At 71.4% G+C, this 24,771-nt stretch carries 22 protein-coding genes and 1 tRNA gene; 15 read left to right on the top strand and 8 right to left on the bottom strand.

Translation table 11 applies throughout. The features are described from left to right. Positions 1-163: 163 nt before the first annotated feature. Positions 164-955 (bottom strand): ABC transporter permease, encoded by a 792-nt coding sequence (locus BCF74_RS03165; RefSeq protein ID WP_106296502.1) that lies wholly within the window; start codon positions 953-955, stop codon positions 164-166. Beyond that, positions 955-2,010, bottom strand: coding sequence for an ABC transporter ATP-binding protein (locus BCF74_RS03160; protein ID WP_106296501.1), 1,056 nt, complete (start codon positions 2,008-2,010; stop codon positions 955-957). Before BCF74_RS03160 ends, BCF74_RS03165 begins: the two co-directional genes overlap by 1 nt. A gap of 158 nt (positions 2,011-2,168) precedes the next feature. On the opposite strand from BCF74_RS03160, the gene BCF74_RS03155 reads away from it, so the two are divergent. Continuing rightward, positions 2,169-3,515: a hemolysin family protein gene (locus BCF74_RS03155; RefSeq protein ID WP_106296500.1), complete on the top strand. Its 1,347-nt coding sequence runs from the start codon at positions 2,169-2,171 to the stop codon at positions 3,513-3,515. Beyond that, complete coding sequence (locus tag BCF74_RS03150) at positions 3,512-4,561, top strand: hemolysin family protein (protein ID WP_106296499.1); 1,050 nt, start codon at positions 3,512-3,514, stop codon at positions 4,559-4,561. The genes BCF74_RS03155 and BCF74_RS03150 overlap by 4 nt, the downstream gene beginning before the upstream one ends. A 279-nt stretch (positions 4,562-4,840) precedes the next feature. On the opposite strand, the gene BCF74_RS03145 is transcribed toward BCF74_RS03150, so the two are convergent. Continuing rightward, positions 4,841-4,912 (bottom strand) — tRNA-Arg (locus BCF74_RS03145). 76 nt (positions 4,913-4,988) lie between these two features. Between BCF74_RS03145 and BCF74_RS03140 the strand changes: the two genes are divergently transcribed. The 7 genes from BCF74_RS03140 to rho all read left to right on the top strand — a co-directional run bounded on the left by BCF74_RS03140 (position 4,989) and on the right by rho (position 14,061). Beyond that, positions 4,989-5,420, top strand: coding sequence for a response regulator (locus BCF74_RS03140; protein WP_106296498.1), 432 nt, complete (start codon positions 4,989-4,991; stop codon positions 5,418-5,420). 10 nt (positions 5,421-5,430) lie between these two features. Then, positions 5,431-7,077, top strand: a complete 1,647-nt coding sequence (argS, locus tag BCF74_RS03135) for an arginine--tRNA ligase (protein ID WP_106296497.1) — start codon at positions 5,431-5,433, stop codon at positions 7,075-7,077. A gap of 11 nt (positions 7,078-7,088) precedes the next feature. Next, on the top strand, positions 7,089-8,528 hold the full coding sequence (lysA, locus tag BCF74_RS03130; protein WP_106296496.1) for a diaminopimelate decarboxylase: 1,440 nt from the start codon (positions 7,089-7,091) through the stop codon (positions 8,526-8,528). Beyond that, a complete protein-coding gene (locus BCF74_RS03125) occupies positions 8,525-9,835 on the top strand; it encodes a homoserine dehydrogenase (RefSeq protein WP_106296495.1) in 1,311 nt (436 codons plus the stop codon). The genes lysA and BCF74_RS03125 overlap by 4 nt, the downstream gene beginning before the upstream one ends. A 1-nt stretch (position 9,836) precedes the next feature. Further along, on the top strand, positions 9,837-10,925 hold the full coding sequence (thrC, locus tag BCF74_RS03120; protein WP_106296494.1) for a threonine synthase: 1,089 nt from the start codon (positions 9,837-9,839) through the stop codon (positions 10,923-10,925). Between the two features lie 40 nt (positions 10,926-10,965). Further along, entirely contained in the window at positions 10,966-11,850 is an 885-nt protein-coding gene (gene thrB, locus BCF74_RS03115; RefSeq protein ID WP_245889182.1) for a homoserine kinase, read from the top strand. Between the two features lie 243 nt (positions 11,851-12,093). Then, complete coding sequence (gene rho / locus BCF74_RS03110; RefSeq protein WP_281257166.1) at positions 12,094-14,061, top strand: transcription termination factor Rho; 1,968 nt, start codon at positions 12,094-12,096, stop codon at positions 14,059-14,061. A 215-nt stretch (positions 14,062-14,276) separates the two neighbouring features. Here the strand turns inward: rho and BCF74_RS03105 are convergent, their stop codons facing one another. The 3 genes from BCF74_RS03105 to BCF74_RS03095 all read right to left on the bottom strand — a co-directional run bounded on the left by BCF74_RS03105 (position 14,277) and on the right by BCF74_RS03095 (position 16,213). Beyond that, positions 14,277-14,741 carry a GNAT family N-acetyltransferase gene (locus tag BCF74_RS03105; RefSeq protein WP_106296491.1) on the bottom strand — a complete coding sequence of 155 codons (465 nt, stop codon included), beginning with the start codon at positions 14,739-14,741 and terminating at the stop codon, positions 14,277-14,279. Next, positions 14,738-15,592, bottom strand: coding sequence for an LLM class flavin-dependent oxidoreductase (locus BCF74_RS03100; protein ID WP_106296490.1), 855 nt, complete (start codon positions 15,590-15,592; stop codon positions 14,738-14,740). The genes BCF74_RS03105 and BCF74_RS03100 overlap by 4 nt, the downstream gene beginning before the upstream one ends. A gap of 117 nt (positions 15,593-15,709) precedes the next feature. Beyond that, positions 15,710-16,213 carry an Lrp/AsnC family transcriptional regulator gene (locus tag BCF74_RS03095; RefSeq protein WP_170070115.1) on the bottom strand — a complete coding sequence of 168 codons (504 nt, stop codon included), beginning with the start codon at positions 16,211-16,213 and terminating at the stop codon, positions 15,710-15,712. A gap of 110 nt (positions 16,214-16,323) precedes the next feature. Between BCF74_RS03095 and BCF74_RS03090 the strand changes: the two genes are divergently transcribed. Next, entirely contained in the window at positions 16,324-17,499 is a 1,176-nt protein-coding gene (locus tag BCF74_RS03090; protein WP_106296489.1) for a trans-sulfuration enzyme family protein, read from the top strand. 104 nt (positions 17,500-17,603) lie between these two features. On the opposite strand, the gene BCF74_RS03085 is transcribed toward BCF74_RS03090, so the two are convergent. Then, on the bottom strand, positions 17,604-18,545 hold the full coding sequence (locus BCF74_RS03085; RefSeq protein WP_106296488.1) for a hypothetical protein: 942 nt from the start codon (positions 18,543-18,545) through the stop codon (positions 17,604-17,606). A 321-nt stretch (positions 18,546-18,866) separates the two neighbouring features. On the opposite strand from BCF74_RS03085, the gene rpmE reads away from it, so the two are divergent. From rpmE to BCF74_RS03060, 5 genes are all read left to right on the top strand, one after another. Continuing rightward, positions 18,867-19,088 carry a 50S ribosomal protein L31 gene (rpmE, locus tag BCF74_RS03080; protein WP_106296487.1) on the top strand — a complete coding sequence of 74 codons (222 nt, stop codon included), beginning with the start codon at positions 18,867-18,869 and terminating at the stop codon, positions 19,086-19,088. Positions 19,089-19,179: 91 nt separating this feature from the next. After that, positions 19,180-20,262, top strand: coding sequence for a peptide chain release factor 1 (gene prfA / locus BCF74_RS17530; RefSeq protein WP_106296486.1), 1,083 nt, complete (start codon positions 19,180-19,182; stop codon positions 20,260-20,262). Further along, positions 20,259-21,128: a peptide chain release factor N(5)-glutamine methyltransferase gene (gene prmC, locus BCF74_RS17525; protein WP_218279188.1), complete on the top strand. Its 870-nt coding sequence runs from the start codon at positions 20,259-20,261 to the stop codon at positions 21,126-21,128. Before prfA ends, prmC begins: the two co-directional genes overlap by 4 nt. 85 nt (positions 21,129-21,213) lie before the next feature. After that, entirely contained in the window at positions 21,214-21,969 is a 756-nt protein-coding gene (locus BCF74_RS03065; RefSeq protein ID WP_106296485.1) for an L-threonylcarbamoyladenylate synthase, read from the top strand. After that, complete coding sequence (locus tag BCF74_RS03060) at positions 21,962-23,236, top strand: serine hydroxymethyltransferase (protein WP_106296484.1); 1,275 nt, start codon at positions 21,962-21,964, stop codon at positions 23,234-23,236. The genes BCF74_RS03065 and BCF74_RS03060 overlap by 8 nt, the downstream gene beginning before the upstream one ends. Positions 23,237-23,309: 73 nt before the next feature. Here the strand turns inward: BCF74_RS03060 and BCF74_RS03055 are convergent, their stop codons facing one another. After that, complete coding sequence (locus BCF74_RS03055) at positions 23,310-24,728, bottom strand: sugar transferase (RefSeq protein ID WP_170070114.1); 1,419 nt, start codon at positions 24,726-24,728, stop codon at positions 23,310-23,312. Positions 24,729-24,771: the final 43 nt, after the last annotated feature.

Here is a 24,771-nt window from a genome sequence, read left to right as displayed (position 1 = left end):
CCGTGCGTGCGGTATGGCGCCGCTCGCGGCGCCGAAGGCGCATGCGAGAGACGGGCCGGTATGCCGCGTGGTCACCACCCGGCATACCGGCCCGCCTCCGTGACCTCGCGTCGTGTGCGTCGCCGGCCCCTGACCTCCGGCGACCACCGCGCGAGGTGGCTTGTTACGAGACGTCCTGGCGCACCGTCCGCCACGTGCCGAACGCACTCAGCGCAGCGGCATACGCGGCCAGGACCAGGGCGCCCGCCCACCAGGACAGGAAGGTGACGTCGGTGCCCTGCGCCGTGACGCCATTGACCATCGCGTTCGTCGCGTTGCTCGGGAAGTACGGCACGATCTTCGCGCCCCAGTCGAGGTTGCTGAGCCCGAAGGAGAGCAGCGGCTCGACGATCCAGGCGACGCCGACGCCGACGAGGATCGCGGCGACCATGTTGGGGATGAGGATGCCGAGCCCGAGTCCGATGAGCGACCACAGACCGAGGGCGAGCAGGCTCAGGGCGAGCGTGCGCAGGACCTCGATGGATGGGAAGGGGTCCACGTCGCGCACCATGAGGGTGATGGCGCCGACGGTCACCGAGCCGAGCAGGCTGACGAGCCCGTAGAGCGCACCGATGCCGAGGAGGGCGACGATCTTCGCGAGCATCGCCCGCACCCGGTTCGGGGTGGACAGCAGCGTCGACGTGATCGTCTTGTGCCGGTACTCCGAGCCGATCTGCAGGATGCCCACGGTGAGCATCAGCAGGTAGCCCACGCCGAGGCCGGCCGTGTACACGCTGTTGACGATCTGGACCGGGTCTCCGGTGGGCGCGCCCTCCTCCGTGGCGGTTGCGCTCGTCGTGAAGTACGCGAAGAACGCGGAGAAGAGAGCCGCCGCGAGGAAGATGCCGATGGCCATACCCCACCAGAGGCGGGTCGTGAAGAACTTGCGGAACTCGCTCTTGATCGCGGCGCCCATCACTCGTTCGCCCCTTCCCTGCCGGAGATGGCATCGGTCTCGGTCGGCGCGTCGGCCGTGGCGCCGGGCTGGGTGGCGCCGGGCTGGGTGGCGCCGGGCAGGCTGGTGGCGCCGTCGCCGAGGTTGCGGTTCGTGCCCTCGGTGAGCTGGAAGAACAGCGCCTCGAGGTCGGTCCGGCGGTCGCGCAGTTCCCAGACCGGCACCCCGGCCTGGAGGGCGACGTCGCCGACGAGGCGCTTGTCGCCGGTCTCGACGACGAGCTCGCCGTCGGCGCCCGGGGCGGCCATGACGTCGGCGACCCGCAGGGCGCCGACGAGGCGGTCGTTGTCGGAGGTGCGCACGATCGTCGTCGGCGCACCGTGCAGCTCGGCCATCGTGCCGGAGCGCACGAGCCGGCCGTTGGCGATGATGACGACGTCGTCGACGGTCTGCTCGACCTCCTGCAGCAGGTGGCTCGAGACGAGGATCGTCTTGCCCTCACCGGCGAGGTGGCGCAGGAAGCCGCGCAGCCACCGGATGCCCTCGGGGTCGAGACCGTTCGCGGGCTCGTCGAGGATGAGCACGCGCGGGTCGCCGAGGAGGGCGGCCGCGAGGCCGAGCCGCTGCCGCATACCCATCGAGTACTCACCCGCGCGCTTGCGCGCGGCAGCCGGTATGCCGGTCAGCTCGAGCAGCTCGTCGACGCGGCTGTCGGGGAGGCCACCGGCGGCGGCGATGACGCGGAGGTGGTCACGACCGCTGCGGCCCGGGTGGAAGTTCGTCGCCTCGAGCGCCGAGCCGACGACCGAGAGCGGGCGATCGAGGTCGCGGTAGTCGCGGCCGTCGATGCGGGCCGTGCCGGATGTCGGGTGGACGAGGCCGAGCAGCATGCGCAGCGTCGTCGTCTTGCCCGCGCCGTTCGGCCCGAGGAAGCCGGTGATCCGGCCCGGCTGCACCTCGAAGGAGAGGTTGTCGACGGCGGTGAACGAGCCGAACGACTTGGTGAGGTCGCGGATCTCGATGTGGGCGCCCCCGGGCGTCCCCTGCGTCGATGTCGTCGTCGTGGCGGCTGTCATCGGTGGCCCCCTGCGGGCTGAAGTCTGGCCATGCGCGGCAGTCTTCCAGCCCGACGCCGCGTGAGGGTCAACCTCGCGGCTGAACCTGGCCGCGTGCGCATCCGCCGCAAGGATGACCTGTGGGGCGTCTGTGCGGGCGACCGTAGGATGGCCGCACTATGACCGAGTGGTTACTCGTCCTCGCCGGCATCGTGCTGACGCTGGGGACCGCGCTGTTCGTCGCGGCCGAGTTCTCCCTCGTCGCCCTCGACCGCCCGACCGTCGAGAAGGCCGTCGAGCGCGGGGAGGGCCGGGCCGGTTCGGTGCTCACCTCGCTGCGCTCATTGTCGACCCAGCTGTCCGCGTGCCAGGTCGGCATCACCGTCACCACCCTGGTCCTCGGCTACCTCGCCAACCCCTCGATCGGCGCCCTGCTCAGCGGACCGCTCGAGTCGGCCGGCCTCTCGCCCTCGGCGGCGTCGCGGACCGCGTCCACGCTCGCGATGGTGATCGCCACCGGCTTCTCGATGATCGTGGGCGAGATGGTGCCCAAGACCCTCGCCGTCTCGGCACCGCTCGCGACGGCGAAGCTCACTGCCCTCCCGGTCCGGGTCTTCGGCATCGTCTTCAAGCCGCTCATCGCCGTCCTCAACGGCGCGGCCAACGCGGCCCTGCGGGGGATGGGGGTCGAGCCGCAGGAGGAGCTGTCCGCCGCCCGCAGCCCCGCCGAGCTCGCCTCGCTCGTGCGGACGTCGGCCGAGGCCGGCACGCTCGACATCGGGACGGCTCGGCTCGTCACCGCCTCACTCGGCTTCGGTGCCCAGACCGCGGCCGACGTCATGACGCCGCGCTCGCGCGCCACGGCCATCGACCGGGGCGCGTCGGCGCGTGACTGCGTCGAGCTGGCCCGGCGCACCGGGCACTCCCGGTTCCCGGTCATCGACGACGACTGGGACGACGTCGACGGCGTCGTCCACGTCAAGAAGGCCATCGCCGTCCCGCACGACCGCCGGGCCGACGTGCCGGTGTCGGCGCTCATGACCCCGCCGCTCGTCGTCCCCGAGACGATCCGCCTCGACCCGCTCCTCATCGAGCTGCGCGACAGCGGCCAGCAGTTCGCCATCGTCGTCGACGAGTACGGCGGCACGTCGGGGGTCGTCACGCTCGAGGACCTCGTCGAGGAGATCGTCGGCGAGGTCTCCGACGAGCACGACCGGAGCCAGACCACGGGACGGCGGATGAACGACGGGTCCTGGACGGTGCCCGGCCTCTGGCGACCGGACGAGGTCGCCCGCCGGACCGCGATCGAGATCCCGGAAGGGCCGGCATACGAGACCGTCGCCGGCTTCGTCATGGCCGAGCTGGGCCGCGTCCCCGAGGTCGGCGACGTCATCGAGATCCCCGGCTGGCGGATCAGCGTCGTCGACATGGAGGCGCGGCGCGTCGACCGGCTGCGGTTCGTCCCAGCGGGGGAGTCGGATGCCGACCCCGACCACCGTGACGAGGACGAGGGGGCACCCGCATGAGCCCCGGCATCATTGCCATCACCGTCGTGCTGCTGCTCGCCAACGCGTTCTTCGTCGGAGCCGAGTTCGCCGCGATGTCGGCGCGTCGCAGCCAGCTCGAGCCGATCGCCGAGCAGGGGAGCAAGCGCGCCCAGCAGGCGCTCGAGGCGCTGTCGCGCACCGGGATCCTGCTCGCGACCGCACAGCTCGGCATCACGGTGTGCTCCGTCCTGCTCGGCGCGGTCTCCGAGGTCGCGCTCCACCACGCGCTCGTCGGGCCGGTCGAGGCGCTCGGTGCTCCGGAAGCCGCGGCGGACGTCCTCGCCCTCGTCCTCGCCCTGCTCATCGTCGTCTTCCTGCACGTCGTCGTCGGCGAGATGATCCCCAAGAACATCTCCATCGCGACACCGGAGCGGGCTGCCGTCGCGCTCGTGCCCGCGCTCGTCAAGGTCTCGCGCGTCGTCAAGCCGATCATCGGTGCGATGGACTGGATCTCCAAGCTGCTCGTCCGGATGCTCGGCGTCGACCCCAAGGACGAGGTCGCCTCCGCCTTCACCGCCGAGGAGGTCGCGCAGATCGTCTCCGAGTCGCACAAGGAGGGGCTCGTCGAGGCGGAGCAGTACGGCCTGCTCGACGCCGCACTCGAGTTCAGCGACAAGGACGCCGCAGACGTCGGCGTGCCCGTCGACCGGCTCGTCACCGTCTCTCGCGACACCACCCCCGACGACATCGAGCGGCTCGTCGCCAAGCACGGCTTCTCGCGCTACCCCGTGGCCGACGCCGACGGAACGCTCACCGGCTACCTCCACCTCAAGGACGTCCTCTTCGCCGACGAGGAGGAGCGGCTCCAGCCGATCCCGGCCAAGCGGATCCGGCGCATGGCCAACGTGCGCCGCGACGACGAGGTCGAGTCGGTCCTGACGACGATGCAGCGCACCGGGTCGCACCTCGCGCGGGTCGTCGCCGACGACGGGCGGGTGCTCGGGGTCGTCTTCCTCGAGGACGTCATCGAGGAGCTCGTCGGTGAGGTGACCGACGCCGCGCACGTCCGCCGCCAGCCGCGCTGACCTCCTCGCGGTGGTCACCCGACCCACCCGAGTCGTGGGAGTGGTGAAAAACTCACCCAATTGAACGGCCCTGCCGACCGTGGGGCGTCCAATTGGGTGAGTTTTTCACCTGGTGCCCCCGGCAGGAGCCGCTGGTCGAGCCAGCTCGTCCCTCACTGCCTCGACCAGACTCCCGTCGGCGCTCTCACTTCGTTCGAGCACCTGTTGCTTCTGCCGGGGCACAAAGCGACGCAGGGTCTGAAAGGCGCTTCGCGCCGATCAGGCCCTGCGTCGCAACTGTGCCCCCGGCAGGATTCGAACCTGCGCTCCCGCCTCCGGAGGGCGGTGCTCTATCCCCTGAGCTACGGGGGCTCAACTGATGGACGTCGGGGCGCCGAATCCACCGTTCTGGGCTGCCCACGGAGGGTAGCAGCCTAGAGTTGAGTTCATGGAATCCGGACCGGGCACGGCGACCGCCACCCGGCCCCTCGTCTTGGTGTGCGATGACATCCCCTCGATCCGGGAGGTCATCCGGATCAACCTCGAGCTCGAGGGGTTCGACGTCGTCGAGGCCGCCGACGGGCACGAGGCGATGAGCCAGCTCATCAACCCCGCGGCTCCGGTCCCGGCCGTCATCGTCCTCGACGCCCAGACGCCCCGGCGTGACGGCTGGTGGGCCATCGCCGCGATCCGGTCCCACCCTCGCCTCGCCGACGTGCCGACGATCCTCGTCACGGCCTCGACGACCGCCCATGACCGCAGCGAGGCCGACCTCGCCGGGTTCGACGCGTTCGTCGCCAAACCGTTTGACCCCTTCGAGCTCGTCGAGGTCGTCTCACGACTCGCGGCCCAGGGCAGGCCCCGCCGGCGCGGCCAATAGACTCGCGCGGGTGACACCCGAAGAACTCTCCTCCGCCATCCGGGCTGCCCTCGTCGCAGCGGTCGACGCCGGTGACCTCACCGCCGACCTGCCGGATGTCGTGCGCGTGGAGCGACCGAAGAACCGGGACCACGGCGACTGGTCGACCAACATCGCCCTCCAGCTGGCCAAGCGTGCCGGTATGCCGCCGCGAGACCTCGCGACCGCGCTCGCCTCCCGGCTCGCCGACGTCGACGGCATCGCCAAGGTCGACGTCGCCGGGCCCGGGTTCCTCAACATCACCCTCGACGCGGCGAGCGCCGGCGAGCTGGCACGCACGATCGTCGAGAGCGGGACGGCATACGGCACGAACGACGCCGAGGCCGGCCACGTCATCAACCTCGAGTACATCTCGGCCAACCCGACCGGACCCCTGCACATCGGTCACACCCGGTGGGCCGCGCTCGGCGATGCCATGGGCCGCCTCCTGCGCGCCTCGGGTGCCGAGCTGACGACCGAGTACTACCTCAACGACGCCGGCACGCAGATGGACAACTTCGCGCGCAGCGTCCTCGCTCGCGCCAAGGGCGAGCCGACGCCCGAGGGCGGGTACCCGGGGGAGTACGTCGACACCCTCGCGACCGCAGTCCTCGAGCAGCGTCCCGACCTGCTCGAGCTCCCCGAAGGCGAGGCGCTCGCGGTGGCCCGCGACGCGGCATACCCGTTGCAGCTGAAGGACATCCGCGACACCCTCGAGGCCTTCGGGGTCACCTTCGACACCTGGTTCTCCGAGAAGACGCTGCACGACTCCGGTGCCGTCGAGCAGGCTGTCGCGCGGTTGCGCGAGCAGGGCCACGTCTTCGACGACGGCGGCGCGGTGTGGCTGCGCACGACCGACTTCACCGACGACAAGGACCGCGTCCTCATCCGCAAGGACGGCGAGCCGACGTACTTCGCCGCAGACGCCGCCTACTACCTGTCGAAGAAGGACCGCGGCTTCGACGAGAAGATCTACCTGCTCGGCGCCGACCACCACGGCTACATCAACCGGCTCAAGGCCATTGCGGCCGCAGCCGGCGACGACCCCGGGCACAACATCGAGGTCCGCATCGGGCAGTTGGTCAACCTCAACGGTGCCAAGCTGTCCAAGCGCGCCGGCAACATCATCGAGCTGCGTGACCTCATCGACTGGATCGGCACCGACGCGATCCGCTACTCGCTCGCGCGCTACCCGGCCGACAGCCCGCTGTCCCTCGACGGCGAGGAGCTGCGCAAGCAGACCAATGACAACCCGGTCTTCTACGTCCAGTACGCCCACGCCCGCACGGCGAATGTCGCCCGCTTGGCGGCCGAGGACGGCGTGCGCCGCGAGGACGGCTTCGACCCCTCGCTGCTCGCCGACCCGACCGAGGCGACGCTGCTCGCGACGCTCGGCGACTTCCCCCGGGTCGTCGCCCAGGCAGCGCGGCTGCGCGAGCCGCACCGGGTGGCGCGCTACCTCGAGGACCTCGCCGGCCGCTACCACAAGTGGTACGACACCTGCCGCGTCCGGCCGATGAACGCCGACGAGGAGGTCACCGATCTGCACCGCACCCGGCTGTGGCTCAACGACGCCACCCGCCAGGTGCTCGCCAACGGACTCGACCTGCTCGGCGTCAGCGCGCCCGAGCGCATGTGAGGACCTGACCGATGCGTTCTCACGAGGCCGGTGCGCTCCACGCCGAGGGCTACGGCGGCCCGCCGCTCTACCTGCCCTACCCGCAGGACGTCATGGCCCTGCTGCCGCAGCTGTGGCCGGAGTCCGTGCGCCGCGACGACGAAGGTCGACTCACCGTGGCCGGGCTCGACGTGGTGACGCTCGCGCACGAGGTGGGCACGCCGGCATACGTCATCGACGAGGACGACTTCCGTGCGCGGGCGCGGGCGTTCCGCGACGACTTCGCGAAGCCCTTCGATGCGGTGACCGGTGGCGCCGACGTCTACTACGCCGGCAAGGCGTTCCTGTGCACGGCTGTCGCGAAATGGGTTGCCGAAGAAGGGCTTTCGCTCGACGTGTGCAGTGGCGGAGAACTCGCGGTGGCGCGTCGGGCCGGCTTCCCGGCGGAGCGAGTCGGCTTCCACGGCAACAACAAGTCGCTCGACGAGATCCGGGCCGCGCTCGACTACGGTGTGGGCCGGATCGTGCTGGACTCGTTCACCGAGATCCAGCGCGTCGCCGACGTCGCGACCGAGCTCGGGGTGGTCGCCCCCGTCATGCTCCGCGTGACCGTCGGCGTCGAGGCGCACACCCACGAGTTCATCGCGACCGGGCACGAGGACCAGAAGTTCGGCTTCAGCCTGTCGGGCGGGCAGGCGTTCGAGGCGGCGCGCGACGTCCTCGAGCGCGACAGCCTCGACCTGCGCGGGCTGCACTCGCACATCGGCAGCCAGATCTTCGACACGGGCGGCTTCGAGATGAGCGCCCGCCGGCTCATCGGGCTGCACGCTCGGATCGCCGACGAGCTCGGCCACCACAGCCCCGAGATCGACCTCGGCGGCGGGTTCGGCATGGCCTACACCTCGCAGCACACCCCGCTCAGCCCGGGTGAGCTGGGGGAGCAGCTGGCCGACATCGTCGGGCGCGAGCTCAAGGTGGTCGGCGACGGCGACCTCAGGCAGGTTCCGCGTGTCTCGATCGAGCCGGGGCGCGCGATCGTCGGCCCGTCGACATTCACGCTCTACGAGGTCGGGACGATCAAGCAGGTCGACCTCGGCGACGGCCACACGCGCGCCTACGTCTCGGTCGACGGCGGCATGAGCGACAACGTCCGCCCCGCGCTGTACGAGGCGGACTACTCCTGCACGCTCGCGGACCGCTCCTCCGAGGCGGAGCCGATGCTCGCTCGGGTCGTCGGCAAGCACTGCGAGAGTGGCGACATCGTCGTGCTCGACGAATGGCTCCCGGCCGACCTCGCACCCGGGGACCTCATCGCCGTGCCGGGGACCGGCGCGTACTGCCGGGCCCTGTCCAGCCAGTACAACCACACTCCGCGCCCGCCCGTGGTCGCGGTGCGAGACGGCGAGGCACGGGTCATCGTGCGTCGTGAGACCATCGACGACCTGCTCGCTCTCGACGTCGCGGAGTCATGATGTCTGCCCCTCTCAAGGTCGCGCTGCTCGGCTGCGGCGTGGTCGGCTCGTCCGTCGCGCGGGCGCTCGTCGACAACGGCGACGACCTCGCCGCCCGGGTGGGCGCTCGGCTGGAGCTCATCGGCATCGCCGTGCGTCGCCCCGACCGGCCGCGTCCGGACGTGCCCGTCGACCCAGGTCTGTTCACCAGCGACGCGGACACCCTCGTGCGTTCCGCCGATGTCGTCATCGAGGTCATCGGCGGCATCGACCCGGCGCGCGAGCTCATCCTCACCGCCATGAAGCACGGAGCCTCCGTCGTCACCGCCAACAAGGCGCTCCTCGCCGAGGACGGTCCCACGCTCTACGCCGCCGCGGCCGAGCACGGTGTCGACCTCTACTACGAGGCGGCCGTCGCGGGCGCGATCCCCATCGTCCGGCCGATGCGAGAGTCCCTCGTCGGTGACGACGTGCACCGGGTGCTCGGCATCGTCAACGGCACGACGAACTTCGTCCTCGACAAGATGGACACCACGGGCGCCGGCTTCGCCGAGACCGTCGAGCAGGCCCAGGCGCTGGGGTACGCCGAGGCCGACCCGACGGCCGATGTCGAGGGTTTCGACGCGGCGGCCAAGGCGGCTATCCTCGCCTCGCTCGCCTTCCACACGCGCGTCGCGAGTGACCAGGTGCATCGTGAGGGAATCACCGAGGTCAGTGCCGCCGACGTGCGGGCCGCGCGTGAGATGGACAGCGTCGTCAAGCTGCTCGCCATCTGCGAGTTGCTGCGCGACGAGTCCGGCACGCCCTCGGGCGTCAGCGTGCGGGTGCACCCGGCGATGATCCCGCGCAGCCACCCGCTCGCGTCGGTGCGCGATGCCTACAACGCGGTCTTCGTCGAGGCGGCCGCCGCGGGCGAGCTCATGTTCTACGGTCCGGGCGCCGGGGGCGACCCGACGTCCTCCGCGGTCCTCGGCGACGTCGTCGCGGTGGCCCGGCACCGACTGGCCGGTGGGCACGGTCCGGTCGAGTCCGCCTACGCCGACCTCCCCGTCGTCTCGATGGGGGACGCGGCGACCCGCTACCACATCAGCCTCGCGGTGGCCGACCGCCCGGGTGTCCTCGCGCAGGTCGCGGGGGCGTTCGCCGACAACGGTGTGTCCATCGAGACCGTGCGCCAGCGCGTGCTCGAGGACGGTGCCTCGCGAGCCGAGCTCGTCGTCGTCACCCACCGCGCGCCCGACGCCGCGCTGCGCGCGACCGTCGACGCGCTCACCGGACTCGAGACGGTCGACGAGGTCGTCTCCTGGATGCGAGTCGAAGGAGCCTGACGTGGCCCACCTCTGGCGCGGCGTGATCCGCGAGTATGCCGACCGCCTGCCGACGCTTGCCGGCTCGCCCGTCGTGACCCTCCACGAGGGTGGGACCCCGCTCATCCCCGCCGAGAACCTCTCCGAGCTGGTTGGCGCCAACGTCCTCGTGAAGTACGAGGGGCTCAACCCCACCGGCTCCTTCAAGGACCGCGGCATGACGACCGCGATCTCGCACGCCAAGGGGCGTGGCGCCAAGGCCGTCATCTGCGCGAGCACCGGCAACACGAGCGCGTCCGCGGCGGCCTACGCCACCAAGGCCGGGATGTCCTGTGTCGTCCTCGTGCCCGAGGGCAAGATCGCCATGGGCAAGCTCAGCCAGGCCATCGCTCACGGCGCCACCCTCGTCCAGGTCGACGGCAACTTCGACGCCTGCCTCACCGTCGCGCGCAAGCTCGCCGAGACCCACCCGGTCGAGCTCGTGAACTCGGTCAACCCGGCGCGCATCGAGGGCCAGAAGACCGCGGCGTTCGAGGTCGTGGACGCCCTCGGCGACGCCCCCGACATCCACATCCTGCCCGTCGGCAACGCCGGCAACATCACGGCCTACTGGCGCGGCTACACCGAGTACGCCACCGACGCCCCCGACCTGCCCGCGGTCGCGACCCGGACGCCGCAGATGTGGGGCTTCCAGGCGGCGGGCGCGGCACCGATCGTCCTCGGGCACCCGGTCGACGAACCCGACACCATCGCCACCGCCATCCGGATCGGCAACCCTGCCTCCTGGCGCCAGGCCGAGACCGCGCGCGACGAGTCCGGCGGCCGCATCGAGTCCGTGACCGACGAGCAGATCCTCGCCGCGCACCGGCTCCTGTCATCGACCGAGGGCATCTTCGTCGAGCCCGGCTCAGCCGCGAGCATCGCCGGGCTCATCCAGGCGAGCGAGCGCGGTGAGGTGCCGGTCGACGCCACCATCGTCTGCACCGTCACCGGTCACGGGCTCAAGGACCCGCAGTGGGCGCTCCGGCTCGCCGACGGCACCGAGGTCGAACCGGTCCGCGTGGCCGCGGAAGCGCGCGCCGTGGCCGAGGTCCTCGGACTCGAGGGCTGACGTGTCGCACTGGCGTCCCGGCACGAGCGCCGCCGTCGAAGTGCCTGCCAGCAGCGCCAACCTCGGACCAGGGTTCGACTCGGTCGGGATGGCACTCGGGCTCTGGGACCGTTGTCGCGCAACGGTTCTCGAGTCCGACGCTCTCGAGATTTCGGTCTCGGGGGAGGGCGCTGGCGCGGTGCCCACCGACGCGTCGCACCTCGTCTACCGCACCCTCGTCCACGCCCTCTCCGAGCTGGGCGCCGAGGAGCCGCCCGGACTGCGTCTCGAGTGCGTCAACGAGGTCCCCCACGGTCGTGGCCTCGGCTCCTCGGCGACGGCAATCGTCACCGGTGTCGCGCTGGCCCACGCTCTCGCCTCGCAGCGCGACGGTGGACCAGCTCAGCTCGACCTCACCTCCCTCGGTGACCTTGCCGCCCGGCTCGAGGGTCACCCCGACAACTCGTCGGCGAGCGTCCACGGCGGGGTCACGCTCTCGTGGTCCGACGACCGGGGGGTCAGGACGACGACGCTGCGCCTCGAGCCGCACCCCGAGGTGGTGCCGGTCGTCTTCACTCCGGAGTCCCAGCTCTCCACGGCGACAGCGAGAGCCGTTCTGCCGCAACAGGTTCGGCTTGCTGACGCGGCGGCCAACTCGGCGCGGGCGGCGCTCCTCGTCCATGCCCTCACCACGGCCCCGGAGCACCTGCTCGACGGAACCCGGGAGTGGCTGCACCAGGAGCCGCGCCGGCCGAGCTATCCGGCGTCGATGGCGCTCGTCGACACCCTGCGTGCCGCCGGGCATGCCGCCGTGATCTCCGGCGCCGGCCCGTCCGTCCTCGCCCTGACCACCCGTGACTCGGTCGAGAAGGTCAGCAGCGCGGGCGGTGAGCAGTGGCGCGTGCTGCTGCCCGGCATACCGGAACACGGGGTGCGCCTCGTCTGACTGGCCCTCGCTCGCCAGCAGTCCGGGAGTTCCGTGGTGTTACTGTGGAGCCGCGGTCGCAGTTGTTGCCGGACGAGCGTCTCTCGTCCGAGCCCACCGCGATCCGCATCCACCACAGTCGGGCCCGCCATGGCCGTGCCACGTGCCGCGCGCGTGCTCTTCGTGGATCACCTGGTCAGATCACTGACACCCACCTCCGGCCTCGCCTCCCCGCGGGGCCATGAACGAGGGGAAGGATCCTTCGTGACAGAAACCACCACCGCTGAGGCATCGTCGTCGGGGCAGGCCCCGCGCCGCTCCGGCTCGCTGACGGCCATGCGCCTCGCGGAGCTCCAGGGGCTCGCCTCGAGCATGGGCATCACCGGCACGGCCAAGATGCGCAAGGGCGACCTCGTCGCCGCCATCAAGGCGCGCCAGAACGGTGAGAGCGGCCCGGCCGCCGACGCCGCCGCCAAGGGCGACGCGGGGAGGCAGACCCCGGCCAAGGACGACGCGTCGAAGAACGCGGACACGACGACTGGTGCCGCCCGGAGCGACGACGCGCCTGCGCAGGGCCGATCCCGTCGTGCCTCCTCCGGTGCGGGCGCTCCACGCGGCGGTGAGCAGGCCGACGACACCCGGGGCCAGCGCTCCGACGCCGACGAGCGCGCCGAGCGCAAGGCCGAGCTGGCCCGAGAGCTGCGCGAGCGCGAGTCGGGTGAGGGCGCCGAGAACGGTCGCTCCCAGCGCGGCCGTGACGAGCAGGGCGGGCGTGACCAGCGCGGCAACCGTGACCAGCAGGGCGGCCGCGGCCGCGGGGGCGCGGACGACCGCGAGGACCGCAACGCCGGCAACGACCGCAACGCGGGCAATGACCGTGACAAGGGCCAGCAGCAGGACGCGCGCGCCCAGCAGGACCAGCAGGGCGACGACGAGGAGGGCGGTGGCCGCAGCGGCCGTCGCCGCCGCAACCGGAACCGCAACCGTGACAAGGGTCGCCAAGGTCGTCAGGAGAACCAGCTCGCGGACGAGCCGCAGATCACCGAGGACGACGTGCTCGTCCCCGTCGCGGGCATCCTCGACATCCTCGACAACTACGCCTTCGTCCGGACCTCCGGCTACCTCGCCGGCCCGAACGACGTCTACGTGCCGCTCGGCATGGTCAAGCGCAACGGCCTGCGCAAGGGTGACGCCGTCGTCGGCGCGACCAAAGCGCCCCGCGAGGGCGAGGAGCCACAGCAGCAGACCGTCGGCTCGCGCAACAACCGGCAGAAGTACACGCCGCTGGCACGCCTCGACAGCATCAACGGCATGACGCCCGACGAGGCCCGCAGCCGCGCCGAGTTCGGCAAGCTCACGCCGCTCTACCCGCAGGACCGCCTGCGCCTCGAGACCGAGCCGACCCAGCTCACGACGCGGGTCATCGACCTCGTCGCCCCGATCGGCAAGGGCCAGCGCGGCCTCATCGTCGCCCCGGCGAAGGCCGGCAAGACGATGGTCATGCAGTCCATCGCCAACGCGATCACGACGAACAACCCCGAGGTCCACCTCATGGTCGTCCTCGTCGACGAGCGGCCCGAAGAGGTCACCGACATGCAGCGCGCGGTCAAGGGTGAGGTCATCGCCTCGACCTTCGACCGGCCGGCCGAGGACCACACGACGGTCGCCGAGCTCTCCATCGAGCGGGCGAAGCGTCTCGTCGAGATGGGGCACGACGTCGTCGTCCTCCTCGATTCGATCACCAAGCTCGGTCGCGCCTACAACCTCGCGGCCCCCGCGAGCGGGCGCATCCTCTCCGGTGGTGTCGACTCGGCCGCGCTCTACCCGCCGAAGAAGTTCTTCGGGGCCGCGCGCAACATCGAGAACGGCGGCTCGCTCACCATCCTCGCGACGGCGCTCGTCGAGACCGGCTCGCGCATGGACGAGGTGATCTTCGAGGAGTTCAAGGGCACCGGCAACATGGAGCTCAAGCTCGACCGGGGCCTGTCGAACCGGCGCATCTTCCCGGCGGTCGACGTCAACAACTCGGGCACCCGGCGCGAGGAGATCCTGCTCGCGCCCGAGGAGCTCAAGATCATGTGGAAGCTCCGCCGCGTCCTCGCTGCCCTCGACACCCAGCAGGGCCTCGAGCTCCTGCTCGACCGGTTGCGCAAGACGAAGACGAACTACGAGTTCCTCACCCAAGTCCAGCAGACGTCGTCGATGCAGCTGCACGACGAAGGCGAGGACTGACCCGCTGCGTCCCGATGGCGCGCACCGAACGGGGTGCGCGCCATCGGCGTTCTTCAAACGAGTTCGTATGCCGTCCGCGCGCCGCTGCGGAGACAGTCGCTCATTCGTTCACTTGGTGAGTTTTTCACGCGGGCTCCGGGTGCCTGAGTCCGTTCAATTGGTGACTTTTTCACGTGGGGCAGAGCAGGTGTATGCCGTTCAATTGGGTGACTTCTTCACGGGCGGAAGCGGCGCATCGTCGGGAAGGCTGCGTCGGTGAAGCCCATCGTCCGGTAGATGTGCGCACCGTCCTCGGTCGCCGCGAGGTCGATGCGGTCGGCGTCGCCGTCACCCTCGAGCCAGCCGACGAGGTCGGTCATGACCGCGCGGCCGTGCCCCCGCCCTCGCGCATGCTCGAACGTCGCGACGTTGGAGATGAAGCCCAGACGTCCGCGCGGCATCGAGGGCGCCGGGATACCGGCGAGCACCTCGGCCACCCCGCCCGCGACGACCTCTCCGCCGTCCTCGACGACGACGATGCGGGTCGCCGGGTGGTCGACGTGGGCCGCCAGCCAGGCCCGGGCCTCGGCGCGCCAGGCGGGGTCGGAGAGCGCCTCGAGCGGCGTGCCCATCGACGTGAACATGAGCACCCGCAGGTCGAGCAGCACGTCGACGTCGGCGGGTGTCGCGAGCCGTGTCACCGCTGCGGCCCGAGGTCGTTGCGCCGCACCAGCTCGGCGCGCCCCTCTGGCGAGTCCGGCAGGTCCCACCACGACTCCACCCACCGCGTGGCCCCGGCGTCGGCCCAGGCGTCCACGGGCGGCCGCGTCGTTCCGAACTCGCCGTGGCTGTCGCCCTCGACGACGACGTCGTAGTCCTCCCACGGCAGTCCCGCCTCGTCCCGCAGCACGCGCACCCGCTCGACGATCTCGCGCAGCCCGTCGTGGGTGAGCCGGGACCCTGGGTCCTCCAAGGAGCCGCCGGCCATCGCCGGGAGGATGCCCTGCCAGCGCGCCGCTCGGGCCAGCGACGGCTGGGAGTCCCGCCCGGGCACGAACGCGCCGACGCACCACACCGGAGGGTGCGGCCGCTGCACCGGAGGTGGTGGGACGAGCTCGGTGACCTCCGACGCGGACCAGTGCCGGCCGGCATACGCAAAGGGTTGTCCCGCAGACAGTCCCGCGTAGATGGCGAGGCACTCGTCGAGCTTCTCCGCTCGGATGCGTCGGCCCTCGTCGGCCTCGAAGGCGAGCCAGTTGCCGTGCAGCGCGCCGAGGCCGACGCCGAGCGTGACGCGCCCGTCGCTGAGCCGGTCGACGGAGCCGACCCGGCTCGCGAGGTCCCACGGCCGGTAGCGCGCGGCCGGGGTCAGCAGCGTGCCGAGCCGGATGCGTTCGGTCGTCATGGCGGCGGCCGCAAGGGTCGCCCACGCGTCCTGGCCCCACACGGCTTCCCACGTGAAGACCATGTCCCAGCCGGCGGCTTCGGCCCGGGCGGCGAGGTCGGCGAACTCGCGCTCGCTGGCCCACGGGACGACGACTCCGAATCTCATGGCACGGGACGCTAGCGGGTGGGCGGACGGTGGTCGCGCGCTTTTCGCCGCGTGGTGTGCTGCACGGAGCGCAGGATGTCGCGCCTCCTGCAGCACACGCCGATGGGCCGCTGCGGGTCAGGCGAAGGGCCGCCCCGGATGCTCCCGGAAGACGAGGGAGGTCTGGACGTGGTTCACGCCCGGGCGGCTCGAGATGTTGTCGAGGACGAAGTCGCGCAGATCCTCGGGCGAAGCCGCGCTGACGTGGACGAGGAAGTCGTCGGCCCCGCTGATGTTCGCCGCGGAAAGGACGCCGGGCAGGGCCGCCATCTGCTCGCCGAACTCCTCGACCTGGCCGCGGTCGTGCCCGGCGAGCCGGATCGCGACGACCGCCTGCAACGGCCGGCCGACGCGGGCGAGGTCGACGCTCGCGTGGAAGCCGGTGATGACGCCCCGCTCGCGCAGCGACCGGACCCGCCCGACACAGGTCGACTCGGCGATCCCGACACTGCGCGCCAAGGCCGCGTTGGAGATGCGCCCGTCCTCGACGAGCACGGCGAGGATGGCCCGGTCCACCTCGTCGAGCAGGGGAGGGGTGACCGGAGCCGGGCCCGGGGTGAGTGGGTGCGGATTCTTCGGCATGGCGCCACGCTAGCCGCGCTGCAGTGCGGATTCATGCCGTATGCCGCCCGCTCACCGCGGTTTCCACGGGACTGTGGCGCGTTCCAGCGGATCCTGCGGAGGATCGGGACATGACTCGCTCCGCAGACGTGGCGACGACCGCCGTGCACGTAGCCCGGGAGGACCTCGCCGGGCTCGGCCTCCACGTCCCCACCATCGACCTGGCCACGACCTACCCCATGCCGACGATCGAGGCGGGCGGGACGGCATACGACACCCTCGCCGCGGGCGGAAGCCCGGACGGCGAGGCGACCCTCGTCTACCAGCGGCTCTGGAACCCCGGCGTCGACCGGTTCGAGCGCGCGGTCGCGGCACTCGAGGGGACCGACGGCGCCGTGGCGTTCGCGAGCGGGATGGCGGCGCTCACCGCGACGCTGCTCGCCGCCGTGTCCGCCGGTACGCCGCACGTCGTCGCGGTGCGACCGCTCTACGGCGGATCGGACCACCTCCTCGCGACCGGCCTGCTCGGCACGCAGGTCACCTGGGCCACCGCCGACACCGTGGCCGATGCGCTGCGTCCCGACACCGGGCTCGTCCTGCTCGAGACACCGGCGAACCCCTCGCTCGACCTCGTCGACATCGAGGCGGTCGCGGCGCAGGTCGGCGAGGTGCCGCTCGTCGTCGACAACACCTTCGCGACGCCGGTGCTGCAGCAGCCGGTCCGCCACGGCGCGACGCTCGCGCTGCACTCCGCGACGAAGTTCATGGGCGGCCACGGCGACGTCATGGGCGGTGTCGTCGCGGGCAGCTCGGACTGGGTCGCGCGGCTGCGCCAGGTGCGGGCGATCACGGGTGCCGTGCTGCACCCGCTCGCGGCCTACGAGCTGCACCGCGGGCTGCAGACGATCCACGTGCGGGTGCGTGCGCAGCAGGAGAGCGCCGGTGTCGTCGCGGCCTGGCTCGCGGAGCGTCCCGAGGTGTCGGTCGTGCACTACCCGGGGCTGCCCGGCGGGGACCCGCGCGGGCTCGTCGGTCGCCAGCTCGCCGGACCGGGTGCGCTCGTCGCCTTCCGCCTGCGCGGTGGGTATGCCGCCGCGTCGGCCCTGTTGGACCGGCTCGACCTCGTGACCCATGCCGTCTCCCTCGGTGGGGTGGAGTCGCTGGCCCAGCACCCGGCGAGCCTGACCCACCGGTTCGTCGCGGCCGATGCCCGGCCCGACGCCGACCTCGTCCGGCTGTCGTGCGGGCTCGAGGCGGCAGGCGATGTCATCGCCGATCTGGAGAAGGCCTTCGCCAACCTCCCCTGACCGGTGAGCCGCTGCGGCCGTGCGGAACCGTGCTGCAGGAGGCGCAGCATGTCGCGCGTCCTGCAGCACACTCGTGGGTGACGGCGGGGTGGCGGCGGCGGCGGTCAGGCCGCGGCTTGGGTGAGCTGGGCGTGTGCCCGGGCCACCTGCGCCATGAACGCCTCCGGGGTCAGCCTCAGCCCGAGCACCGGGACCCGCAGGACGACCTTGTCCAAGAGGGTGACCTCGTTCTGGCGCAGGGCGTCGTCGACCGGGGCCAGTGCGAGGGCGTGGTGGCCGCCGTCGACCTCGACCACGAGCCCGATGTCCTCCCAGAGCGCATCGAGATGGATACGACCGTTGTGCCCCTTCATCACCACCTGGCGGCTCGGTCGAGGGACGCCGTGGGCCACGCACAGTGCGCCGAAGTCGAGCTCACCCAGGGAGTGGGCGCCGTCGCAGATGTCCGGCAACACCGCTTCGAGCAACCGCTGGCGTGGCCCGGCCCGCAGGACGCGCCAGGTTGCGAGCAGTCGCTCCGGGCTGACGAGGCGCTGCTGGATCACGAGGCAGAGCAGGAGCACCGCGGTGCGGTCGGTCCGCGCCCATCGGGCGGCCCTGATGACCGCCCACTCCGGGTGGACCCGGGGAAGCCCCGCCCCTCGCGTCGGGCCCAGCTCGCGTCGACGGTGGGTCCGCACTCCGTCCACCCGGTTGACCCGGTGGTTGGCCGGCACGGCGACGTCGATGTGGTCTGGCGCGAACCCGGTCAGCCCGCCGGCCACGAGGGCGCTGACCCCGTCGAGCACGGCACCGGAACCGCTCTCCCAGACGGCGTGCCACAGCGCGGCCTCGCCCGTCAGGGGCAGTGAGGCGTTGATGACGACGGTGTGCCTCCCGGCGAGCGTCCATCGTCCGGCGGTGACCTCCGAGCGGACGTCGTCCCGAGACACCCCGGCCTGCCTCAGGTCCCGGCGGTGCGCGACCCCGCAGTGGGCGACCGCCACCTCTGCCGCGCGACGAGCTCGCTCGTCACGCGACAGGCGCCGGCGCTGCCTCGGGGTCATGCCACCAGCGTGCCGCGGGTCGCCGTGGCGGCCCCGCCGTCATCCACAGGCGCGGGTTGTGTGCTGCACAAGGCGCAGCATGTCGCGCGTTCTGCAGCACGCTCGTGGTGACGGCGGGTGGAGGCGCAGGGGAATGGCGGGGCGGCATCCGCCGTTTAGGGATTCGTGTGCCTGCTCTGGCACACTTGCACGCTGGACCGGTTCACGGCACGAGACGCGTTTCCTGAGCACCGCCCTCACGAGCGGATGCAGTCGGGGCGCCACAGGGCTTGCATCACGGTGATGGGCCCGCCGACCCGGAGACATCCAAGGAGAAGAATCGTGAAGAAGGACATCCACCCGAGCTACTCGGAGACCACGGTGACCTGCACCTGTGGCTCGACGTTCACCACCCGCAGCACGGCCGAGAACGGCGTCATCAACGTCGAGGTCTGCAGCCAGTGCCACCCGTTCTACACGGGCAAGCAGAAGATCCTCGACACCGGTGGTCGCGTCGCCCGCTTCCAGGCCCGCTACGGCAAGAAGGCGGACGCCAGCAAGTAGCCCGCTCGATGCGCCGACCCGTCGATCCGACACCGGATCCGGGTCGGCGCATTCGTGTCTCCACACCCGCCTTCCCGCAAAGAGGTCACCGATGTTCGAGTCCGCTGCCGCCCTCGTGCAGGAGCACGCTGAGCTCGAGGCGAGCATGGCCGACCCGGCGATCGCCTCCGACCCGGACCGCCTGCGCGAGGTCAACCAGCGGTATGCCGCGCTGGGACCGACCGTGACGGCATACCGCGCGTGGCAGGTCGCCAGTGACGACCTCGAGGCGGCCCGCGAGCTGGCCGCCGAGGACCCGACCTTCGCCGCGGAGGTGCCCGCCCTGGAGGCGACCGTGGAGAGCAGTGCCGACACGCTCCGCCGCCTGCTCGTCCCGCGCGACCCCGAGGACGACCGCGACGTCATCCTCGAGGTCAAGGCCGGCGAGGGTGGCGACGAGTCGGCGCTCTTCGCGGGTGACCTGCTGCGCATGTACCTCCGCTACGCCGAGCGCCGCGGCTGGCGCACCGAGGTGCTCGATGAGACCGAGACCGACCTCGGTGGCTACAAGGACGTCCAGGTCGCGATCCGTGCCCGCGGCAACCCCGCACCAGGGGAGGGGCCATGGGCCCGGCTCAAGTACGAGGGCGGCGTCCACCGCGTGCAACGTGTGCCGGTGACCGAGACCCAGGGCCGCATCCACACGAGCGCCGCCGGCGTCTGGGTCATGCCCGAGGTCGAGGACACCCCGGACGTCGAGCTACACCCCAACGACCTGCGCATCGACGTCTTCCGCTCCTCCGGTCCGGGCGGGCAGAGCGTCAACACGACCGACTCGGCCGTCCGCATCACCCACCTGCCGACCGGCACGGTCGTCACCTGCCAGAACGAGAAGTCCCAGCTGCAGAACCGCGAGGCGGCGATGCGGGTGCTGCGTTCGCGCCTGCACCAGATGGCCGCCGATGCCGCAGCCGAGGCCAACGCCGACCTGCGGGCGAGCCAGGTCCGCACCGTCGACCGCAGCGAGCGGGTGCGCACCTACAACTTCCCCGAGAACCGGGTGAGCGACCACCGCACCGGGTTCAAGGCCTACAACCTCGACGTCGTCCTCGGCGGCGAGCTCGACCCCGTCGTCGAGTCCGCGATGACCGCCGACGAGGAGGCCCGGCTCGAGGCGCTCGGCGAGGGCTCGTGACCCTGCACGCCGAGGTCGTCGCGGCGCGAGAAGCGTTCTCCTCAGCGGGAATCGGCTCGCCGGAGGCCGACGCGGTCGAGCTCGCGGCGTTCGTCCTCGGCGTCGACGCGGGTGAGGTGCGTCGTCGGATGGTGCTCCGCTCGCCGGTCGACGCGGCCTTCTCCGAGCGGTATGCCGGCCTCGTCGCCGAGCGCTCGGCGCGGGTGCCGCTGCAGCACCTCACCGGGCGGGCCTGGTTCCGCGGGCTCGAACTACACGTCGGGCCAGGGGTTTTCGTCCCTCGGCCCGAGACGGAGGTCGTCGCCGGCTGGGCCGTCGACGCTGCCCGGGCCGCGATGGAGAAGGGGGTCGTCGAGCCCGTTGTCGTCGACCTGTGTACCGGCTCCGGCGCCATCGCGCTCGCCGTCAAGGCCGAGGTGTCGGACGCGCGGGTGCACGCCGTCGAGGTGAGCGACCTGGCCGTCGCCTGGGCCCGGCGCAACGTCGAGGCGACCGGGCTGGGAGTGGAGCTCGACCACGGCGATGCGATCACGGCATACGGGCAGCTCGAAGGTCTCGTGGACGTGGTGGTGAGCAACCCGCCGTACATCCCCACGACCGCGGAGCCGGTCGATCCCGAGGTCCGCGACCACGACCCGCACGTCGCGCTCTACGGCGGGAGCGAGGACGGCCTGGCGATCCCGCGCCTCGTGGCGGCCCGGTCGGCGAGCCTGCTGCGCCCCGGAGGCGTCCTCGTCATGGAGCACGCCGACGTCCAAGGCGAGTCCCTGCCGGCAGCGTTGCGGGCCACCGGGTCGTGGGCCCACGTCGAGGACCGTGCGGACCTCACCGGCCGCCCTCGCGCCGTCGTCGCCGTCCGAGCCTGAGACCCTCGACCGGGAGCCTGCCGATCGGCGCTTCGAGCGCGGGTCGAGGTCTGGGGAGCGGTGCCCCGGTCCTAGGCTGGTCCGCATGAGTCCGGTCTTCGACTGCACCACCCCTGAAGGGCGCCTCGACGGTGTCACCAAGGCCACGGCAGGGGTGCGCCAGGGCGACCTCGTCGTCCTCCCCACCGACACGCTCTACGGCATCGGTGCCGACGCCTTCTCGCCCGATGCCGTGCAGCGCCTCCTCGATGCCAAGGGTCGCGGTCGCGAGATGCCTCCGCCCGTGCTCGTCGCGGAGACCCGGACCCTCGACGGTCTCGCCACGGACGTGCCGCAGTACGCGCGCGCTCTCGTCGAGCGCTATTGGCCCGGGCCGCTCACCGTCATCCTCAAGGCGCAGCCGTCGCTGATGTGGGACCTCGGCGAGACCGGTGGCACCGTGGCCCTGCGGATGCCGGACAACGAGGTCGCACTCGAGCTGCTGAGCAGCGTGGGGCCCATGGCCGTGAGCAGCGCGAACCGCACCGGGCACCCCGCGTCGCGCACCATCGTCGAGGCGGCCACCCAGCTCGGTGCGTCCGTCGAGTTCTACCTCGACGGCGGGCCGGTCGCCGGCGGCCTGCCCTCGACGATCGTCGACTGCACCGGCGCGGAGCCAGTGGTCCTCCGGCGTGGTGCCATCGACGCGGACGAGATCATGGCCGTCGCCGCCGAGCACCTAGAGTTGCCGACGGAGCAGGTCGAGGACGGGCCGGCCACCGCGTCGTCGGAGCCGCCCGCCGAGGAGCCCGCCGCCACCGACGCACAGCCCGCCCACCAGGAGAAGAACAGCGATGAGTGAGACGTTCTACGGTTCCGACTTCGGGGCCCTCGAGTCCTTCGACCCCGACATCGCGTCGGTGCTCGTCGACGAGCTCGCCCGGCTGCGCGGCGGTCTCCAGCTCATCGCCAGCGAGAACATGTCCTCGCCCGCGGTGCTGACCAGCCTCGGCTCGACGCTCTCGAACAAGTACGCCGAGGGCTACCCCGGCCGCCGCTACTACGGCGGGTGCGAGGTCGTTGACCGGGCCGAGTCGCTCGCCATCGAGCGGTGCAAGGCGCTCTTCGACGCCGACCACGCGAACGTCCAGCCGCACTCGGGCGCGAGTGCCAACCAGGCGGTCTACGGCGCCTTCCTCAAGCCGGGCGAGACCATCCTCGCGATGAGCCTGCCCCACGGCGGCCACCTCACCCACGGCACCAAGGTGTCGTTCTCGGGCAAGTGGTTCGACGCGGTCCACTACGGCGTCGACAAGGACACCGAGGACATCGACTACGACGAGGTCGAGCGCCTCGCCAAGGAGCACCGGCCCAAGGTCATCCTCGCCGGTGGTTCGGCGATCCCGCGGCTCATCGACTTCGAGCGGTTCCGGGCCATCGCCGACGAGGTCGGCGCGATCTTCTGGGTCGACGCAGCCCACTTCATCGGGCTCGTCGCCGGCAAGGCCATCCCCAGCCCGGTGCCGCACGCCGACGTCGTCAGCTTCACGACCCACAAGGTCCTGCGCGGTCCCCGCTCCGGCGCCATCGTCTGCCGCGAGGAGCACGCCGCCGCGATCGACAAGGCCGTCTTCCCGATGATGCAGGGCGGACCGCAGATGCACACCATCGCGGCGAAGGCGACGAACTTCAAGGAGTGCGCGACTCCGGAGTATGCCGCCTACGCCAAGCAGGTCGTCGCCAACGCCAAGGTGCTTGCGGAAGCGCTGGGGGAGAAGGGCATCCGTCCCACGACCGGCGGCACCGACACCCACCTGTCGCTCCACGACCTCCAGCCGGTGCTCGTCACCGGAGTCGACGCTGAAGCGCGCTGCGACGCCGCCGGCATCACCCTCAACAAGAACGCCATCCCCTTCGACCCGCAGAAGCCCAACATCGCCAGCGGCATCCGCGTCGGCACGCCGTGCGTCACGACCCAGGGCATGGGCGAGGACGAGATGCGCACCATCGCCGACCTCATCGCCCGAGCCGTCATCGACGGCGACGCCGACCCCGAGCACGCGGTCTCCAAGGAAGTGCGCGCACAGGTGAGCGACCTCGTGACGCGCTTCCCGGCATACCCCCGCTGATGCCCGGGCGGGGACGGCAGACCCGCTGACGGTCGGGAGAGCACAGCCGAGAACCGGCAGTCAGTCGGGGAGGTCAGCTGGCGCGCTTCGGGCGGTGCTCTTGCTTCCGAGGTCCATCCGCGGGACTGATGGGACGGTGCGTCGCCGTGTCCTCGGCGAGGTCGACGGCCTCCTCGTCGATCTCTGCCTGCTCCTGCGCGAGGTCACGCGGCGTCGTGCCCGAGGCAGTGAGGATCGTCTTCACGCTCCGCGCGAGCACCTCGAGGTCGAGCAGCGGCGACATGTGCTTGAGGTAGTAGAAGTCGTAGGAGAGCTTCTTGATCGTCTCCTCCTCGGAGGCGACGTATCCGTGGCACACCTGGGCCCAGCCGGTGATGCCGGGTCGCACGAGGTGGCGCTGCTCGTAGAACGGGATGGCCTCGCGGTAGGTCTGCACGAACGCCACCTGCTCCGGGCGCGGGCCGACGATCGAGAGGTCCCCGCGCAGGACGTTGAACAGCTGCGGGAGCTCGTCGAGGCGGATGCTTCGCAGGATGCGCCCGAGACGAGTGATGCGTGGGTCGTGACCGACGGCCTGCTTCGCACCTTCTGCCTCGGCATCCACGAGCATCGTGCGGAACTTGAACAGCTCGACGAGCTCGCCGCGCCGTCCGACCCGGACCTGCTTGAAGATCACCGGTGACCCGTCGATGACCCGCACGAGGAGTGCGACCACGGCGACGATCGGGAGCCACAGCGGCACGGTGAGGACGACGAGGACCAGGTCGATCGCGTGCTTGAAAGGGAGGAACGGCAGCTTGCGGGTGAGGGAGTTCTCGATCTCCCACCCCTCGCTGAGGTGGTCGAGCGGCACCCGTCCCGTGTGCGCCTCGTACATCTCGCCGAGGGAGCGCACCTCGCGGCCGGCGACGGAGGTCGCCGAGACGTAACGGGTGACGTCGCGTGACCACGGCACGCTGAGGTCGACGACGATCGAGGCGTCCGGTGGCGGAGGGGGGATCGGCCCGCTGGTGTTGGGGTCGATGACGTCGAGAACCGTGATGTGTCGCGCCCGGCGCACCTCGCCGATGAGCTCGTCGGACTTCGAGATGACGACGATGCGCTCGCTCCACGGACGTCGGCGCAGCACGTAGCGCAGCAGCAGGACGAGGAGCAGCCAGATGACTCCGACGGCGAGCACGAGCGGGCGCGAGAAGTAGGGCCGCAGCACGATGATCTGGCCGGCGAGGGCGAAGAACGCGAAGATCGTCGTGAGCACGCCGCGTCCATAGGTCGGCCGCGGCGGGCCCTGGGAGACGACCAAGCCGGTCATGAAGCTCCCGATGAAGGAGCTCAGCACCCAGATCGCGCACAGCCGGGCGAGCACCTGCACGGCTTCGCCCGGTGTCGCCGCCGGCAGCCGGTCGAACACCAGAGCGGTACCGAGCACGAAGGCGACGAGCAGCAGGACCGCGTCGGCCATGGCCAAGCCGACGAGGATCCGCTGTCTCATGGAGGCGAGTGTATTGCGCTGCCCTGCAACGCCCGCGGACGCT

The sequence above is a fragment of the Knoellia remsis genome, assembly GCF_003002895.1.
Classification (GTDB): Bacteria; Actinomycetota; Actinomycetes; order Actinomycetales; family Dermatophilaceae; genus Knoellia; species Knoellia remsis.
Note: the sequence above shows the minus strand (reverse complement) of the source record. Positions and strands in the feature narration are given on the sequence as shown.

What these genes read in the sequence shown, in the direction of transcription:
- BCF74_RS03165 (WP_106296502.1), bottom strand. Translation starts at nt 955, where the DNA reads ATGGGCGCCGCGATCAAGAGCGAGTTCCGCAAGTTCTTCACGACCCGC.
- BCF74_RS03160 (WP_106296501.1), bottom strand. Translation starts at nt 2,010, where the DNA reads ATGACAGCCGCCACGACGACGACATCGACGCAGGGGACGCCCGGGGGC.
- BCF74_RS03155 (WP_106296500.1), top strand. Translation starts at nt 2,169, where the DNA reads ATGACCGAGTGGTTACTCGTCCTCGCCGGCATCGTGCTGACGCTGGGG.
- BCF74_RS03150 (WP_106296499.1), top strand. Translation starts at nt 3,512, where the DNA reads ATGAGCCCCGGCATCATTGCCATCACCGTCGTGCTGCTGCTCGCCAAC.
- BCF74_RS03140 (WP_106296498.1), top strand. Translation starts at nt 4,989, where the DNA reads ATGGAATCCGGACCGGGCACGGCGACCGCCACCCGGCCCCTCGTCTTG.
- lysA (WP_106296496.1), top strand. Translation starts at nt 7,089, where the DNA reads ATGCGTTCTCACGAGGCCGGTGCGCTCCACGCCGAGGGCTACGGCGGC.
- BCF74_RS03125 (WP_106296495.1), top strand. Translation starts at nt 8,525, where the DNA reads ATGATGTCTGCCCCTCTCAAGGTCGCGCTGCTCGGCTGCGGCGTGGTC.
- BCF74_RS03100 (WP_106296490.1), bottom strand. Translation starts at nt 15,592, where the DNA reads ATGAGATTCGGAGTCGTCGTCCCGTGGGCCAGCGAGCGCGAGTTCGCC.
- BCF74_RS03095 (WP_170070115.1), bottom strand. Translation starts at nt 16,213, where the DNA reads ATGCCGAAGAATCCGCACCCACTCACCCCGGGCCCGGCTCCGGTCACC.
- BCF74_RS03090 (WP_106296489.1), top strand. Translation starts at nt 16,324, where the DNA reads ATGACTCGCTCCGCAGACGTGGCGACGACCGCCGTGCACGTAGCCCGG.
- BCF74_RS03085 (WP_106296488.1), bottom strand. Translation starts at nt 18,545, where the DNA reads ATGACCCCGAGGCAGCGCCGGCGCCTGTCGCGTGACGAGCGAGCTCGT.
- prfA (WP_106296486.1), top strand. Translation starts at nt 19,180, where the DNA reads ATGTTCGAGTCCGCTGCCGCCCTCGTGCAGGAGCACGCTGAGCTCGAG.
- BCF74_RS03065 (WP_106296485.1), top strand. Translation starts at nt 21,214, where the DNA reads ATGAGTCCGGTCTTCGACTGCACCACCCCTGAAGGGCGCCTCGACGGT.
- BCF74_RS03060 (WP_106296484.1), top strand. Translation starts at nt 21,962, where the DNA reads ATGAGTGAGACGTTCTACGGTTCCGACTTCGGGGCCCTCGAGTCCTTC.
- BCF74_RS03055 (WP_170070114.1), bottom strand. Translation starts at nt 24,728, where the DNA reads ATGAGACAGCGGATCCTCGTCGGCTTGGCCATGGCCGACGCGGTCCTG.